The following is a 16,087-nucleotide window of genomic DNA, read 5'->3' as shown; positions in this document are numbered from 1 at the left end:
CGCGACGCAGGAGCGGCACATCACACACAGAGAGGACCGAACAGATGGCAGATCGCGTACTCCGGGGCAGTCGGCTCGGAGCGGTGAGCTACGAGACCGACCGCGACCACGATTTGGCGCCGCGCCGGATGGCCCGGTACCGGACCGATAATGGTGAAGAGTTCGACGTCCCGTTCGCCGACGATGCCGAGATCCCGCCGACGTGGTTGTGCCGCAACGGCCAGGAGGGTGTCCTGCTCGAGGGCACGACGCAAGAGGCCAAGAAGGTCAAGCCGCCGCGCACTCACTGGGACATGCTGCTGGAACGGCGCAGCAAGGAAGAGCTCGAGGAACTGCTGAAGGAACGTCTCGAACTGCTCAAGACCCGTAGGCGCGGCTGAGCACACCGGCCCGCCACCGACAAGGCCGCTCCCACCGGATTCGTCCGGGGTGAGCGGCCTTTCGCCTGTCATGGGTGCGCCCGTGGATTCATGTCCACGGGCGCACCGGATTCAGTGGCTTGCGACCTTGCGGTAGCGCAGCAGTGCCAGCGGTACCGCCACGGCGAGGATGGCAAGCGAGCAGATCACCGCGTATTCGACACAGTGCTCGGCAGGCCATCCGGTCGGAGTGGCGAACGATGGCGGCGAACTATTGTCGAACAGCTTGCGCCCGGCCGCAGCGACCGCGGTGATGGGATTCCATTCCGCGATCGTGCGCAGCGGACCGGGCAGCGTTTCGGCGGAGATGAACGCCGAGGAGATGAACGACAGCGGGAACAGCCAGATCAACCCCGCGCTCTGCGCGACCTCGACCGTCGGCGACAGCAAGCCGGTCAGCGCGCCGATCCAGGACATCGCGAACGCGAACAGCAGGATCACCGCAAAGGCCAGCGTGGCGTCGGCGATTCCGCCGTTGATCCGCCAGCCGACGATATAGCCGCAGCCGACCATGACGACCAGGCTGAGGATATTGACCACCAGATCCGACAGGGTGCGGCCCATCAGCACCGCCAGCCGCGACATCGGCAGGGTCCGCATCCGGTCGATGATGCCTTTGTGCAGGTCACCGGCCAATCCGACGGTGGTGAAAGCCGCGTTGAATGCGACGGTCTGCGCGAAGATCCCGGCCAACAGGAACTCCCGATACTGACTGCCGCCCAGGGACGCCCCGAAGATATAGGCGAACAGGAAAACGAACATCAGCGGCTGGATCGTCGCGGTCACCAGCAGCGTCGGTACGCGAAGGATGGTCAGCAGGTTCCGGTAGGCGACGATGGCGCTGTCGCGGAAGACCCGTCCGCGTGGCGACATATCCGCATACACCGCACGCGGTTTCGCCGCGTCGCGGGCGGCGCCGTCCGCCTCGGAGTCCTCGGACACGGGGGCTTCGTCACGTACCGCTGCCTGCGCGGTGCTCACGACATGATCTCCTCTTGTACGTCGTCGGATTCCGCCGCCGCGGGCGTGGGCGCCGCGGTGCCGGTGAGGGACAGGAATACGTCGTCGAGGCTGGGACGGTGCACATTCGCGTCGACGACGCAGACACCGGCGTCGTCGAGCCGCCGCAACGCCTCGACCATGGTGCGGGAACCGTCGCCGACCACGATCGATACCTCGTCGGTACCGATTTCGTGGGCGGGCTCCCCGATGCCGACCTGACCCAGCACCGACAGAGCGGGCTTGGCGTCCTGGCCTGCGGCCAGCGTGACGGTCAGCCGGTCACCGCCGATGGACGTTTTCAACTCGTCGGCCGAACCACGGGCGATGACCTTGCCGCGATCGATGACGATGATCCGGTCGGCCAGTTGATCGGCTTCCTCGAGGTACTGCGTTGTCAGCAGAACAGTGGTGCCGTCGTCGACGAGATCACCGATGACCCGCCACATGTCGAGCCGGCCGCGCGGATCGAGGCCGGTGGTCGGCTCATCCAGCACCACGACGGGAGGCCGCGCGACCAGCGCACCGGCCAGATCCAGCCTGCGCGCCATACCACCGGAGTAGGTGCCCGCCCGGCGATCGGCGGCATGGTCGAGACCGAACGCGGTGAGCAGTTCTCCGGCACGGGCGGCGGCCTGCCGATGCGACATACCGTAGAGCCGGGCCACCATCCGCAGGTTCTCGTATCCGGACAGGTTGGCGTCAACGGCGGCGTACTGACCGGACAATCCGATGCGGCGACGGGCCGCCGCAGGATCGCGCAAGACGTCAACGCCCGCCACCTGCACCGAACCCGCACACGGGCGTAGCAGCGTGGTGACGATGCGGACCGTCGTCGTCTTGCCCGCACCGTTGGGCCCGAGCAATCCCATCACGGTGCCCGCAGGGATCTGGATGTCGATTCCGTCGAGCACCCGGACGCGGCCGTAGTTCTTGACCAGGCCGAGGACTTCCACCGCCAGGCTCACCTGTCCATCTCCTTCGCTTGCCGATTCGCGCCGTCGAGGTGGAAGCGCAGCACCGGGCCGATCACCGCGAGTGCGTCGGGTGTGGTCATCGCCGCGTGGTCGCAGCGCAGCTGATGGTCGTGCACGGCCCCGGTAACGTACGGACGCCAGGCCGCCGCACACCGGTCCCGGTCGGCCCGGTTGACGTCGTCATCGGCGGCCGTGAAGAACAACAGGTCACCGGTGAACACGCGGGGACGGAAACTATTGGCCAGCACCGTGCCGTTGGCGTAGCCGGTGTAGAGCCGTTCGAGATGGTCGACGGTCAACGCCGCGAACGGTCCCGGGCGTGACCGCAGCAGTGCCGCGGCCTCCGACAGACTCATCTGGTCGTCGATCGCGGTGGCATCGTCGAACAGGTCGCTACCGAATTCGCCGACGATATCGGCGACGCTCGGCATGGCCTGATCGAGCAGGCTGTCGGAGAGCTGGTAGCTGTCCATCATCGCCAGCAGCCCCACCCGCTCCCCCGCGTCCTGTAGGCGCACCGCAATTTCGTGGGCGATGAGCCCGCCCAGCGACCAGCCGAGTAGGTGGTACGGGCCGTGCGGCTGGATGGACCTGATGTGCTCGACGTACCGATCGGCCGTCTCGGCGAGCGAGCCGTAGCCGTCGCCGCCCGCCACATGTGGTGCCTGCAGGCCGTAGATCGGCCGATCCGAGGACAGGTGGGCCAGCAGTCCCGAGTAGCACCACGCCAGACCGATCGCGGGATGCACGCAGAACAGCGGTTCCTTGCTGTTGCCGGTATCGGGCCGAAGCGGAAGGATCGGTGCCAGCGCCTCGGCCATCGCATCGGCGACACCGCTGTCGTCGAGCCGCGCCGCGATCGCCGCCGGGGTGGCGTCGCCGAACATCAATTGCACCGGCATCTCGATGCCCTCGTCCCGCAGCCGGGCCACGACCTTCGTCGCAAGCAGCGAGTTGCCACCGAGTTCGAAGAAACTGTCGTCGGCACCGACCCGGTCGACACCGAGCGCGTCCGCGAAGGCCGCGCACAGCGCCGCCTCGGTAGCCGTCACCGGTGCCCGATATCCCTGACCACCGGTGAACACCGGTTCCGGCAGGACGCGGCGATCGAGCTTGCCCACCGGGCTCAGCGGTATCCGGTCGATCAACATGATCGACTGCGGCACCATGTAATTCGGTACCAGATCGGCCAGATGTGCGGTGAGTTCGGCGGCGGTCACCACCGAACCGGCCCGCGGCTTCACATACGACACCAGCGCGGTGGCGCCCGCGGGCGTCCGGTGGCCGATGGTGGTGGAGAACTCGACGCCACCGTGTCTGGCCAGCGCGGTGTCGATTTCGCCGAGCTCGATGCGGAATCCGCGAATCTTCACCTGATGGTCGGTGCGGCCGACATACTCGATATCGCCCGCGCCCTCCTCCGTACCGGGCCACCAGCGGACGAGGTCACCGGTGCGGTACATCCGCTCGCCGGGCTTTCCGTACGGGTTGGCGACGAACCGCGTCGCGGTGAGGCCGGGCCGATTCAGATAGCCGCGCGCCAGTGCGGCACCCGCCAGATGCAGTTCACCCGTGACACCGATGGCCGCCGGATGCAACCGCGGATCCAGAATGGTGGCGTCTACGCCACGGATCGGACCGCCGATGGTGATGGGCCCGCCCGGCACCATCGGCTGCGAAATGATCGTGACGATGGTGGTTTCGGTCGGGCCGTACACGTTGTAGAGGTTGCGGCCAGGCGCCCACCTTGCCACCGTATCCGGCGGAAGCGCTTCACCGCCGACGAGGACGTGCGACAGTTCGGTCACCCCGGCGGGATCGACGGTGCCCAGCGCCGACGTGGTGATGAACGCGTGTGTGATGCCCTCCTCGATGAATACCCGCCCGAGATCGGCACCACCGACCACGCCGGGAGGCGTGATCACCAGGGTCGCGGCACCACCGAGCGCGAGCAGCAGGTCCAGCATGGCGGCGTCGAAACTCGGCGTTGCGAAATGCAGCACCCGGCACCCGGGCCGGACGTCGAAGCGCTGAGCGGTCTCGGCCGCGAAGTTGGACAGGCCGCCGTGGGTGACCGTCACACCCTTGGGGGTCCCGGTCGAGCCGGAGGTGTAGATGACATACGCGGGGTTGTCCAGCCGCAGCGGTGCGATCCGGTCGGCGTCGGTCACCCCGTCACCGGACGCCGCGAGAACCAGCGACCGGATATCGGGCGCGTCGAGCTCGAGCCAGTGCGCGTCCGAGGGCAGACCGTCGCGGTACTCGGCGAGCGTGATACCCAGGCTCGCACCGGAATCCGTCAGCATGTGCGCGATCCGGCCTGCCGGGTAGTTCGGGTCGACCGGTACGAACGCCGCACCGGTCTTTGCCACCGCCAGCACCGTCGCCACCGATTCCACCGATCGTGGAATACCCAGTGCCACCAGTGTCTCCGGCCCGACGCCACGGTCGATCAACACCCGAGCCAGCCGGTTGCTCCATCGATCGAGGGCCGAGTAGGTGACCTCCGTGCCCTCGGCACGCACGGCGATGGCGTGTGGGTCCGTGGCAGCGGCCGCGGTGAACACCTCGGGCAGCGTGAGCGGGCGGTCGGGTTGCGCCCCGCGCACCGGTGCAAGTTCCGACCATTCCGCCGGGTCGAGCATGTCCAGATCGCCGGCCGCGGTGGCCGGGTTCGCTGCGATCGCGGTCAACAGCCGGACGAACCGCTTGCCGAAGCGGGCGGCGGTCTCCTCGTCGAACAGATCGTGCGCGAAGTCGACCGACACCGAAAGGCCCGCGGGTTCCCGACGCGCCGTGCGGTTCTCGGTGAGAGTGAACTGCAGATCGAATTTGGCGATCCCGGTGTCGGTGTCCTCGGCGTCGATCCGCAGGCCCGGAAGTTCCAGCACCCGAATCGGTTCGTTGCGCACCGACAACATGACCTGGAACAGTGGATGATGCGACTGCGACCGCGCCGGGTTCAGGACCTCGACCAACCGCTCGAACGGCAGATCCGCGCTCGCGAAAGCATCGAGATCGGTGTCGCGAACCTCCGCCAGCAGATCGGTGAACGCGGCGTCGGCGTCGACCCTGGTGCGCAGCACCAGCGTGTTGACGAACATGCCGACCATGCGATCGAGCGCCGGATCGCCGCGGCCCGCGATCGGCGTACCGACAGCGATGTCGTCCACGGCCGTCATCCGGTGCAGCAGTACCGCGAGCGCGGCGTGCAGCAGCATGAACATGCTGACGTTGTGCCCGGTGGCGACGGTGTGCAGCTCCCGGTGAGTGGCGGCGTCGACTGCGCAGGTCACCGTGCCGCCGCGATGGGACGGTGTGGGCGGACGCGGCCGGTCGGCGGGTACGGCCAGCAGTTCCGGCAGATCCGCCAATGTGGTACGCCAGTAAGCGAGCTGGCGACCGATCAGCGATTCGGCGTCCTCCTCGTCGCCGAGAACCCGTTCCTGCCACAGCGTGTAATCGGCGTACTGGATCTCCAGCGCCGGCACGCTCTGCACCCTGCCTTCGCGGGCCGCGGAGTAGGCCGCGGCCACGTCGGCGGCGAGCGGCTCGAGTGACCAGCCGTCCATCGCGATGTGATGGACCACCAGGACCAGCACGTGCTCATCGGGTTCGCTCGATACGACGGTCGGGTTGGTCACCGTGAGGATCGCGGCCCGGACCGGTACCGCGGAGCCGAGGTCGAAGCCCGCGGCGGCGAACTCCCGGATCACCCGTTCGACCGCAACGGCAGGCACCGTCTCGGTCCGCGTCTCGATCGACGCGTCGGCCGGGTCGAGGATGACCTGCGACGGTTCACCGTCGATCTCCGGGAAGACCGTCCGCAGCGTCTCATGCCTGCGCTGCACAGCACGCAGTGCCGCAATGAGCGCGGTCCGGTCGAGCTGTCCACGCATCCGCAACACCACCGGGACGTTGTAGGCGCCCGAGTTGTGCAGTCCCGTGGAACCGTCGAAGCGGTTGAGGAACCACAACCGGCGCTGGGCCGCGGACAACGGAATCCGCTGTGGGCGCGGGCCCGCCACCAGTGGCGGCCGGTCGTCGTCGGCCGGGCCCGATTCCAGCCTGGCCGCCAGTTCGGCGACGGTCGGCCCCGCGAAGACGGCGCGCACCTCGAGCCTCGTCCCGCTCGCCGTCGCCAGCCGCGCGACCAATTGCGTGGCCAGCAGTGATGTTCCGCCGATCTCGAAGAAGCTGTCGTCCACACCGACGGCCTCGGCGCCGACCAGCTCACGCATCACCTCGGCAACCAGCCGCTCGGTCTCGGTCGCCGGCGCCCGGGTGACCCGCGCCGTGGGCAGGGACGGCTCCGGCAGCGCCGCGGTGTCCAACTTGCCCACCGGGGTCAGCGGAATCTGTTCCAGCACAGTGATCGCCGCCGGAACCATGTGGGCGGGAAGCTGTGCCGCCACGTGCGCGCGCACGGCATCGACGTCGAGCTCACATCCCGGTTGGGCGGGCTGGATGTACGACACGATCCGGTCGGCGCCTGCGAGCGCGCGCACCTCCGTGTGGGCGAAGCGCACATCGGGATGGCCGGCCATTGCCGCGGTGATCTCACCGAGCTCGATCCGGAATCCGCGCACCTTCACCTGATGATCACTGCGACCGAGATAGATCAGTTCACCGTCGGTGTTCCAGCGCACCACATCACCGGTGCGGTAGAGACGCGAACCGGCCGGGCCGCAGGGGTCGGCCACGAAGCGGGCGGCGGTCAGCCCGAATCGGTCGAAGTAGCCACGCGCCAGGCTTGGCCCACCGACATACAGCTCGCCGGGCACACCCACCGGGACCGGACGCAGCCGCTCGTCGAGCACGACGGCCCGCGCACCACGCACCAGGGTGCCGATGGCGATCGGGCGGGCGATCTCGCACGGTACCGACATCGTGACCACCACCGTGGCCTCCGTCGGGCCGTAGACGTTGAGCACGGTGCGGTCCGGCGCCCAGCGAGTGACCAGCTCCGGCCCGACGGCCTCGCCGCCGACCAGCAGAGTGTGCAGGTCCGGCAGCGGCCACCGATCCCGATCGATCGTGGCCAGCGCCGCAGGCGTGATGAACGTGTGGGTCACCCGTTCGCTGGTGAGCAGCGCGGCAAGTTCATCGCCGCCGTAGACGTCCGGTGGGACGATGATCATCGCCGCGCCGGAGCCGATCGACAGCAGCAGGTCGAGCACGGCGGCGTCGAAACTCGGCGAGGAGAAGTGCAGTGTGCGCGCGTCCGGGCGGATACCCATCCGGTCGCGGAATTCCTCGGCCAGATTCGACAAGCCACCGTGGGTGACGGCCACGCCCTTCGGTGTTCCGGTGGAGCCGGAGGTGTAGATCAGATACGCGAGGTCGTCGATGCGAGTCGAGCGCGGCCGCTCACTGGCGGCGATCGCGCCATCGGCCGCTGGCTCGAATTCGTCGTTCGCGGTGTCGTCGAGCAGGATCCAGGCAATCCCGCGCTCGTCGGCGGCACGCAGTCGCTCGCCGTGCGCGGACATCGTCACCCCGACCGCGCAACCGGAGTCCGACAGCATGTGCCGGACTCGGTCGGCCGGATAGTTCGGGTCCACCGGTACGAAGGCCGCGCCGGTTTTGGCCACCGCGAGCACGGTGACCACGGACTCGATCGACCGAGTCAGGCCGAGTGCGACCCGATCACCGGTCCCGATACCGTGCCGGATCAGGCGACGGGCCACTCTATTCGACCGCCGGTCCAGCTCGGTGTAGGTCAGTTCGATCGAGCCCGAACGGATCGCTGTCCGACGCGGATGGGCGGCAACGGTGTGCGCGAACACCTCAGCGAGCGTGATCTGCGGCCCGACCGAGGCGCCATAAGCCGGTGCGAACCGGTGTCGTTCGTCGTCGGTACGGGCATCGATGTGGCTGATGTGGATGCCCGGGTCGGCGGTGATCGCGGTGAGCACGGTCAGGAACCGATCGGCCAAGGTCTGGACGGTCGCGTCATCGAACAGTTCGGCGGCGTAGACGAATTCGACGGCGCCCTCGTCGGCACCGGCGGCGAGGTCGGTGACGCGCAGTTCGAGATCGAACTTCGCCAGCTCGATATCGAGCGCCTGCGCGTGCAGCACCAGTCCCGGCAATTCCAGGCGAGGATGCGGTGTGTCCTGGACGGTTAGCGCGACCTGGAACAACGGGTGGCGGCCGGTTGCGCGCGGGTCGCGGCCCAACTCCTCCACGACCCGTTCGAAGGGGATGTCGGCGTGGGCGATCGCCGCCAGTTCGGTATCACGATCGGCGCGCAACAGCGCGGTGAACGCGAGGTCCGGGTCGACGTCGGAGCGCAGCACGAGCGTATTGACGAACATCCCGACCAGATCGTCGAGTTCGGGCTGGGTGCGTCCGGCCACCGGAGTACCGATCGCGATATCGCGGCCGCCGGTCACCGCACGCAACAGCACCGCCAGCGCGGTCCGCAGCACCATGAACATGCTGACGCCCTGCTCGCGCGCCAGCTCGGCGAGAGCGCGGCGCACCGGATCCGGAAGGGTGCGGACCACCGTGCCGGCGACCTGGGTCGGTGCGGTCGGACGGGCACGGTCATACGGCAACGGCAACTGGTCGGGCAGATCGGCCAGCTGAGTACGCCAGAACTCGAGCTGCTCGGCGGCGGGACTGTCGGAGTCGGTGGCCTCACCGAGGTAGTCGCGCTGCCAGAGCCCGAAGTCGGCATATTGCACGGCCAGTGGCTGCCAATTCGGCGCGGCGCCACCGCGGCGGGCCAGGTAGGCGGTGGCGAGATCCCGGGTCAGCGGGGCCAGCGACCAGCCGTCGGCGGCGATGTGGTGGACGGCAACCCCGAGAACATGGTGGATGTCGTCCACGCGCAGCAGCGTAATCCGCAGCGGCGTCTCGGTGGTCAGGTCGAACCCGCGGCGAGCCAGTCCTGCCAGATGTCCCGCGACACCGGCCTCGTCGGTGACCACGGGCTCCACAGCCGGGACCGCGTCCGCGACCGGCATGATGACCTGGTGCGGACCCTGCTCGTCGTCGGGGAAGCGGGTGCGCAGCACCTCATGCCGATCGACGATATCGGCCAGCGCTTCCCGCAACGCCGCCACATCCAGATCGCCCTCGATCCGCAACGCGAAAGCGATGTTGTAGGCACTGGATTCGGGGGCGAAGCGGTTGAGGAACCACAGCCGCTGCTGGGGCAACGACAGCGGGACACGCTCCGGTCGCGGGGTGTGCACCGTCAGCGGGGCACGACGGGCGCGAGGCGCCTTGGCCAGCTCGGTGGCGAGGCCTGCCACAGTGGGCGCCTCGAAGATGGTGCGCACCGGCAGTTCGACACCGAACTGCTGGTGGACGGCCGCAGCCAGCCGGGTGGCCAGCAGCGAGTTGCCGCCGACATCGAAGAAGCTGTCGTCGGCGCCGGTGATGGGGCGGCCGAGCACTTCTCCGAACAGACCGGCGACCCGCAGTTCGAGTTCGGTCCCCGGCGCACGGGACGCGGTCGCGGTCGCGAAAACCGGCTCGGGCAGGGCCTTGCGATCGAGTTTGCCCGAGGGCGTCACCGGGATCTCGTCCAGCACCGTCACCGCGGCGGGCACCATATATCCGGGCAGCCTTCCCCGGGCGGTGTCGAGCACGGCGGCCGCATCGATCGGCTCGGTGGCGGTCACGTAGGCGGCGAGCCGCTGGTGTCCGTGCGAGTCGGTATGCACCACGGTCAGCGCGAAATCGACACCAGGGTGGGTGCGCAGCACATGGTCGATTTCGCTGAGTTCGATACGGAAACCGCGGATCTTGATCTGGTCGTCGGCACGGCCGAGGAACCGCAGGTTACCGGCGGGATCGGCGACGACGAGGTCACCGGTGCGGTACATCCGCTCGCCGCGGCGGCCATGTGGGTTGGCCGGGAACCGGGAGGCGGACAAGGCGTGGCGGCCGTGGTAGCCGCGGGCCACACCGGGGCCCGACACATACAGCTCACCCGGGGTGCCGGGCGGTACCGGGCGCAGACGGTTGTCCAGGATGAACAGCCGCATACCGCGCACCGGGTGGCCGAGCGGAATCGGTTCCCCCGCCCGCATCGGTGCCGAAGCCGTGGCGGCGACGGTGGCTTCGGATGGTCCGTACATGTTGTGCATCTGGTAGCGAGCCGACCAGGTCGCCACCAGCGCCTGGGTGCAGGCCTCACCACCGACCATGACCGAACGCAGGTCATCGAGTCGCTCGCAGGGGACCGTCGCCAGCGCCGCGGGCGTGATGAACGCGTGGGTGACGCGCTCCGTCCGCAGGAAATCGGCGAGTTCACTGCCGCCGTACAGATCGGCGGGCGCGACCACGACGGTGGCGCCGGCGGCGAAACCGAGCAGCAGCTCCAGCACCGAGGCATCGAAGCTGGGTGAGGAGAAGTGCAGGGTGCGTGCGGAATCGGTGACTCCGAACAGGTACCGCTGCTCATTAGCGAACGATGCCAGCCCGGCATGGGTGACGATGACCGCCTTGGGGGTACCGGTAGATCCGGAGGTGTAGATCAGGTAGGCGGGCTGGCCGGCTCGCAGCGCACCGTGCCGCTCGGCATCGGTGACGGAGGCAGCCGAATGCGCCGCGCACGCCATATCGAGCTCACCGGAACCGAGCAGCAACCACGTCCCGGTGGCGAGGCTGTGCTTGCCCGGATCGGCGGGCCAGCTGGGCAGGGCCGATAGCGAACCCGGATCGGTGAGGCCGAGCAGCGCTCCCGAGTCGGCGATCATGTGCGCGATCCGCTCGCGCGGATACCCCGGATCGATCGGGACGTAGGCCGCACCTGTCTTGGCGACGGCCCAGACCGCGAGGATCGACTGCAGGCTGCGCGGCAATGCGACCGCGACAACGACTTCGGGACCCGCGCCGTGCGCGATCAATACCCGGGCGAGCTGATTGGATCGTTCGTCCAGCTCACGGTAGGTGGTGTCGTTGCCGCGGAAACGCACCGCCACCGCATCGGGCAGTCGTTCCGCGGTCTGCGCGAACAGCCGCGCCAGCGTGACCGTGGGTTCGGCGGGCGCACCGGCGATCGGCACCAGGTCGGCGGTCTCCCGCCGGTCCAGGATGCCGATGTCACCGACCGGGGCATCGGGGCGCACCACAGCGGCGGCGAGGATCGCACTGAACCGGCGGGCCAGCGTCTCGACCGTTACGGCATCGAACACGTCGGTGGCGTAGCCGAATTCGGCGTGCAGCGGCCCGTCGGAGCTGTCGTCGTGCACCTCGAGCTGAAGGTCGAACTTCGCGACGTCGGCCGCGAGCGGCAGTACTTCGGTGTGCACACCGGGCAGCTCGATACGCAGTTCGGGCGCACGATCATAGGACAGCATCACCTGGAACAGCGGATGCCTGCCGCCCGAGCGCTCCGGGTTGACGACCTCGACCAGACGCTCGAACGGTACGTCGGCATTGGCGAAGGCGTTGAGATCGGTTTCCCGCGCGACGTCGAGCATCCGGTCGAAACCGGCCGCCGGATCGACCTCGGTCCGCAGCACCAGCGTGTTCACGAACATGCCGACCAGCTCGTCGAGCGCGGGATCGGAACGGCCCGCGATGGGCGTGCCGATGACGATGTCGGTGCTGCCGCAGACCCGAGCCAGCAGGGTGGCGAACGCGGCGTGCAGCACCATGAACATACTCACCCCGCGAGCGACGGCGAGTTCGCCTGCCGCACGGCGTGTTTCGGGATCGATCGTGAAGCCGTACCGTGCGCCCGCGGTGGAACGCCGCAGCGGACGGGGACGGTCCAGCGGGAGGTCGATCTGATCGGGCAGCTCGGCCAGGGCCGAACGCCAGTAGCTCAGCTGACGGCTCAGCGCGCTCGACGGATCCGATTCCTCGCCGAGCAATTCGCGCTGCCATAGCGCGAAGTCGGCGTACTGCACCGGTAGCGGAGTCCACTGCGGTGCGGTGCCCGCCGCGCGAGCGGCCACCGCCGTCATCAGGTCGCGCGCGAGCGGCGCCACCGACCAGCCGTCACCGCAGATGTGGTGCAACACCAGCAGCAGCACATGGTGGTCGGGGCCGGTCGTGTAGAGCGCCACCCGGATGGGCGCCTGACTGCGCAGGTCGAAGCCGTAACCGGCGAATTCGGCTACCAGCGCGTCGACGTCGGCCCCGGAGGCATCGACGGCGTCCAGGTGCAAGGGAATGTCGGTGGCCGCATGAATGACCTGGCTCGGCCCCTCGGGCGTTTCCGGGAAGGTGGTACGCAGGCTTTCGTGCCGATCGAGGACATCGAGCAGACCTGCCCGCAGCGCGGCCACATCGAGCTTGCCGTCCAGGCGCACCGCCAGTGGCATGTTGTAGGCGGCCGCATGCTCGGCGAAGCGGTTGAGAATCCACAGCCGCTGCTGAGCGGGCGAGAGTGGGATCCGGGCCGGGCGCCCGGTCGGCCGCAGTGCGGGTGAGGACGTGTCGAAGTGGTGGGTGGCGAATCTTTCGGCGAGCGCGGCGATGGTGCCTGCCTCGAACAGATCGCGGATGGTCACCCCGGCGCCGAGCGTGCCGTTGATCCGCGCGACCGCGCGCGCTGCGATCAGCGAGTTGCCGCCGAGGTCGAAGAAGCCGTCCTCCACGCCGATGTCGTCGAGCTCGAGCACCTCGGCGAAGATGCCCGCGAGCACCCGTTCGACCTCGGTGCGCGGCGCGATGCCGACACGTCCGGCGGGTCGAACCACGGCAGCCGGAGCGGGCAGCGCGGCACGGTCGATCTTGCCGTTGACACTGAGTGGAAGCTCGTCGAGTTCCATCAGCGCGGTCGGCACCATATAGGCGGGCAGGGTCTCCCGCAGCCCGGTGAGCAATGCGGCGGTATCGAGACGGTCGGCGGTGTCGCCGGTATCGCGGGCGCCCGGACCCGCGACCACATAGGCGACCAGTTCGTCGCCGGTCCGTCCGGCGTGCGCGACGCAGACCGCGCGAGCGACCCGTTCATCGGCCAGCAGGGCCGCTTCGATCTCGCCGAGTTCGATACGCAGACCGCGGATCTTGACCTGGAAGTCGGTGCGCCCCAGGTATTCCAGGACACCACGCTCGGGACCGCCCGCCGAGCCGCGGCCACGCAGATGCCAGCGGGCCAGGTCACCGGTGCGGTACATCCGGGTACCCGGGGTGAAGGGGTTGGCCACGAACCGGTCGGCGGTGAGCCGCGGCTGACCGAGGTAGCCGCGGGCCAGCTGGGTGCCCGCCAGGTACAACTCCCCCACGCCACCGGGCGGCACCGGCTGCAGCCGGGCGTCGAGGACATAGGTCTGCGTGTTCCACACCGGTGAGCCGATGGGCACAGTCTCGGGGTCGGCCGGGCAGGGCCAGTAGGTGACGTCGACGGCGGCCTCGGTGGGGCCGTACAGGTTGTGCAGCCGCGGCCCGGGCAGCGCCGCATGGAAGTCGCGAACCGTCGCGGGCGGCAAGGCCTCACCGCTGCAGAACACCCGGCGCAGCCCGGTGCACGCGCGGACATCGGTGTCGGTGACGAAGACCGAGAGCATCGACGGCACGAAATGCGCCGTGGTGACGCCCTTGGCCGCGATGACCCCGGCCAGATAGCTGGGGTCGCGGTGGCCGTCCGGGCGGGCGACGACGAGCCTGGCACCGATCTGCAACGGCCAGAAGAACTCCCAGACCGACACATCGAAGGTGGCCGGGGTCTTCTGCAGCACCGCGTCTCCGGCATCCAGGGGGTACTCGTGCTGCATCCAGCGCAGCCGGTTGACGATGGCGGCGTGCGTGACGCCGACGCCCTTGGGGTTTCCGGTGGAGCCGGAGGTGAAGATGACGTAGGCGAGGTGATCGGGACGCAGCGGCACGGGCCGATCGGCGTCGGTGATCGGATCTGCCTCGTAGACGGACAGATCCGCGGTATCAATGGCCAGCGTCTGCGCCTGCTCCGGCACCGTCGCCGCGTCTTCGGCGGCCGTCAGCACCGTGACCGGCGCGGCCTGCTGCAGGATCCGCTCCATCCGCTCGCGCGGGTAGTCGAGGTCGAGCGGCAGGTAGGCCGCACCCGCCTTGACGATTCCGTACAGACCGACCATCAGGTCGATGCTGCGGCGCAGGTGGACTCCGACCACGCGGTCCGGTCCGGCGCCGTGTGCGATGAGCATCCGCGCGAGTCGGCTCGAGCGCTCGTCCAGTTCGCGATAGGTGAGGGTCTCGTCCTCGAATTCGACCGCTGTCGCGTCGGGACAGACGGCGGCCCGGCCGGCGAAGATCCCGGCCAGGGTATCGACAGCTACCGGAACGTCGGTGGCGTTCCAGGCGTGCAGCACCCGGTGCCGCTCGGCGTCGGTGATGGCGGTCAGCGACAGCGCTGCGGTCTCGGTGCCCGCGGTCATGAAGCGGGCGAGGAAATCGAGGAACCGGTCGTGGTGCATGGCGAGTTCGGTCTCGCCGTAGAGCTGCGGGTTGGCCTCGAAATCGATGTGGATGCGGTCGCCGACGCCGTTGTAGAGGTTGATCGAGAGGTCTTCGACGGGTCCGGTGGCCAGCACGTGCAGCGAGCCGAGCAGGCTGCCGAACTTCAGCTCGTTGTGGAACAACATGATGTTGACCATCGGGCCGAAGAAGCCGCGGGCGTCGCGGGAGTATCCGCAGTCGCGCCGGATATCGTCGTGACGGTAGCGCTGATGCCGGAGGGCACCGGTGATCTGCAACTCGACCGCGCGCACCACATCGCGCACGGTCGTCTGCTCGTCGAACCGCACTCGCAACGGCACCACGTTGGACACCACACCGGCCGAACGACGCAGCGCGACGGTGGTGCGCGCCGACACCGGCAGGCTCAGCACCACGTCGTTGTTGCCGGTGACCGACCGGACATAGCAGGCCAGCGCCGCGGCGAACAACGTCGAGTTGGCAGCGCCGAACGCGGTGGTCGCCGCGGTGACAGCGGCCTCGGTGTGCTCGTCGAGCACAGCGGTGGCGCGGCGACGGCCCGGATCGGGCATGGGCACGGCGCTGTTGGCGTTGGACAGGCTGAGCGTGCCGCCCACACCGGCCAGCTGTTCGAGCCAGTAGTCGCGGTCGTTGCGGTAACGCGCGGAATCGCGGTAGCGGGATTCGTCGGCGTAGATGTCGGCGAGCGGGGTGGCCCGCGAGACCACGGGCTCGGTCTCGCTCTCGATCGCGGTGTAGATCTCGGCGGTGCGGGTGAGCGCGTTCATGGCGCCGTAGCCGTCGATGATGATGTGGTGCGCGCGGGCGTACCAGATGTAGTCGTTGTCGCCGGTCCGCAGCACGGCGTTGGTGATGAGGTGATCCTTGTCCAGATCGATGGGCGAGCTCGCGTGCTCGTTCATCCAGTGCATCGCCGCGGCGTGCGGATCGGATTCACCGCGCAGGTCTACCCGCGCCCAGCCCGGCCGATGGAATGGATCGACCACCTGGTGCGGCACACCGTCGATCTCGACCAATCGGAGCAGACCGACCTGGGTCTCGGCGCCGAAACGCTCGATCGAGTACAGCAATCGACCCGCGTCGAGATCACCGTGGATCTCGACGTACTGCGCGATGGTCAGCGGCACGTCCGGTCGGATTCGCTGCGCGTACCACAGTGCCGTCTGCGCCGGCGACAAGGCGAACGGTTGTGCTGAGAATTCGCCCGATGAACATTGGTCGACACGATCCGTGGCCAATGAACTCATCAATCACTCCGTTCTGCCGCTGTTCACGCAACTCCCCGAGCACCGTCGCGGCAGGCGC

At 68.7% G+C, this 16,087-nt stretch carries 4 protein-coding genes; 1 reads left to right on the top strand and 3 read right to left on the bottom strand.

What is annotated here, in order from left to right:
- Positions 1–44: 44 nt before the first annotated feature.
- Positions 45–380 carry an RNA polymerase-binding protein RbpA gene (locus GV792_RS10990; protein ID WP_014351500.1) on the top strand — a complete coding sequence of 112 codons (336 nt, stop codon included), beginning with the start codon at positions 45–47 and terminating at the stop codon, positions 378–380.
- Between the two features lie 111 nt (positions 381–491).
- Here the strand turns inward: GV792_RS10990 and GV792_RS10985 are convergent, their stop codons facing one another.
- The 3 genes from GV792_RS10985 to GV792_RS10975 form a co-directional block, all read right to left on the bottom strand.
- A complete protein-coding gene (locus GV792_RS10985; protein WP_163824006.1) occupies positions 492–1,292 on the bottom strand; it encodes an ABC transporter permease in 801 nt (266 codons plus the stop codon).
- Positions 1,293–1,396: 104 nt separating this feature from the next.
- Positions 1,397–2,386 (bottom strand): ATP-binding cassette domain-containing protein, encoded by a 990-nt coding sequence (locus tag GV792_RS10980; protein WP_163823946.1) that lies wholly within the window; start codon positions 2,384–2,386, stop codon positions 1,397–1,399.
- Complete coding sequence (locus GV792_RS10975) at positions 2,383–16,029, bottom strand: non-ribosomal peptide synthetase (RefSeq protein ID WP_163823945.1); 13,647 nt, start codon at positions 16,027–16,029, stop codon at positions 2,383–2,385. Before GV792_RS10975 ends, GV792_RS10980 begins: the two co-directional genes overlap by 4 nt.
- Between the last annotated feature and the right edge of the window lie 58 nt (positions 16,030–16,087).

The sequence above is a fragment of the Nocardia cyriacigeorgica genome, from assembly GCF_010868145.1.
Lineage (GTDB): Bacteria > Actinomycetota > Actinomycetes > Mycobacteriales > Mycobacteriaceae > Nocardia > Nocardia cyriacigeorgica_D.
The sequence above is the reverse complement of the archived record's forward strand: the minus strand, read 5'-3'. Positions and strand labels throughout refer to the sequence as shown.

Bases quoted from the DNA above. Each gene is read 5' to 3' on its own strand.
- GV792_RS10990 (WP_014351500.1), top strand. From the start codon at position 45: ATGGCAGATCGCGTACTCCGGGGCAGTCGGCTCGGAGCGGTGAGCTAC.
- GV792_RS10985 (WP_163824006.1), bottom strand. From the start codon at position 1,292: ATGTCGCCACGCGGACGGGTCTTCCGCGACAGCGCCATCGTCGCCTAC.
- GV792_RS10975 (WP_163823945.1), bottom strand. From the start codon at position 16,029: ATGAGTTCATTGGCCACGGATCGTGTCGACCAATGTTCATCGGGCGAA.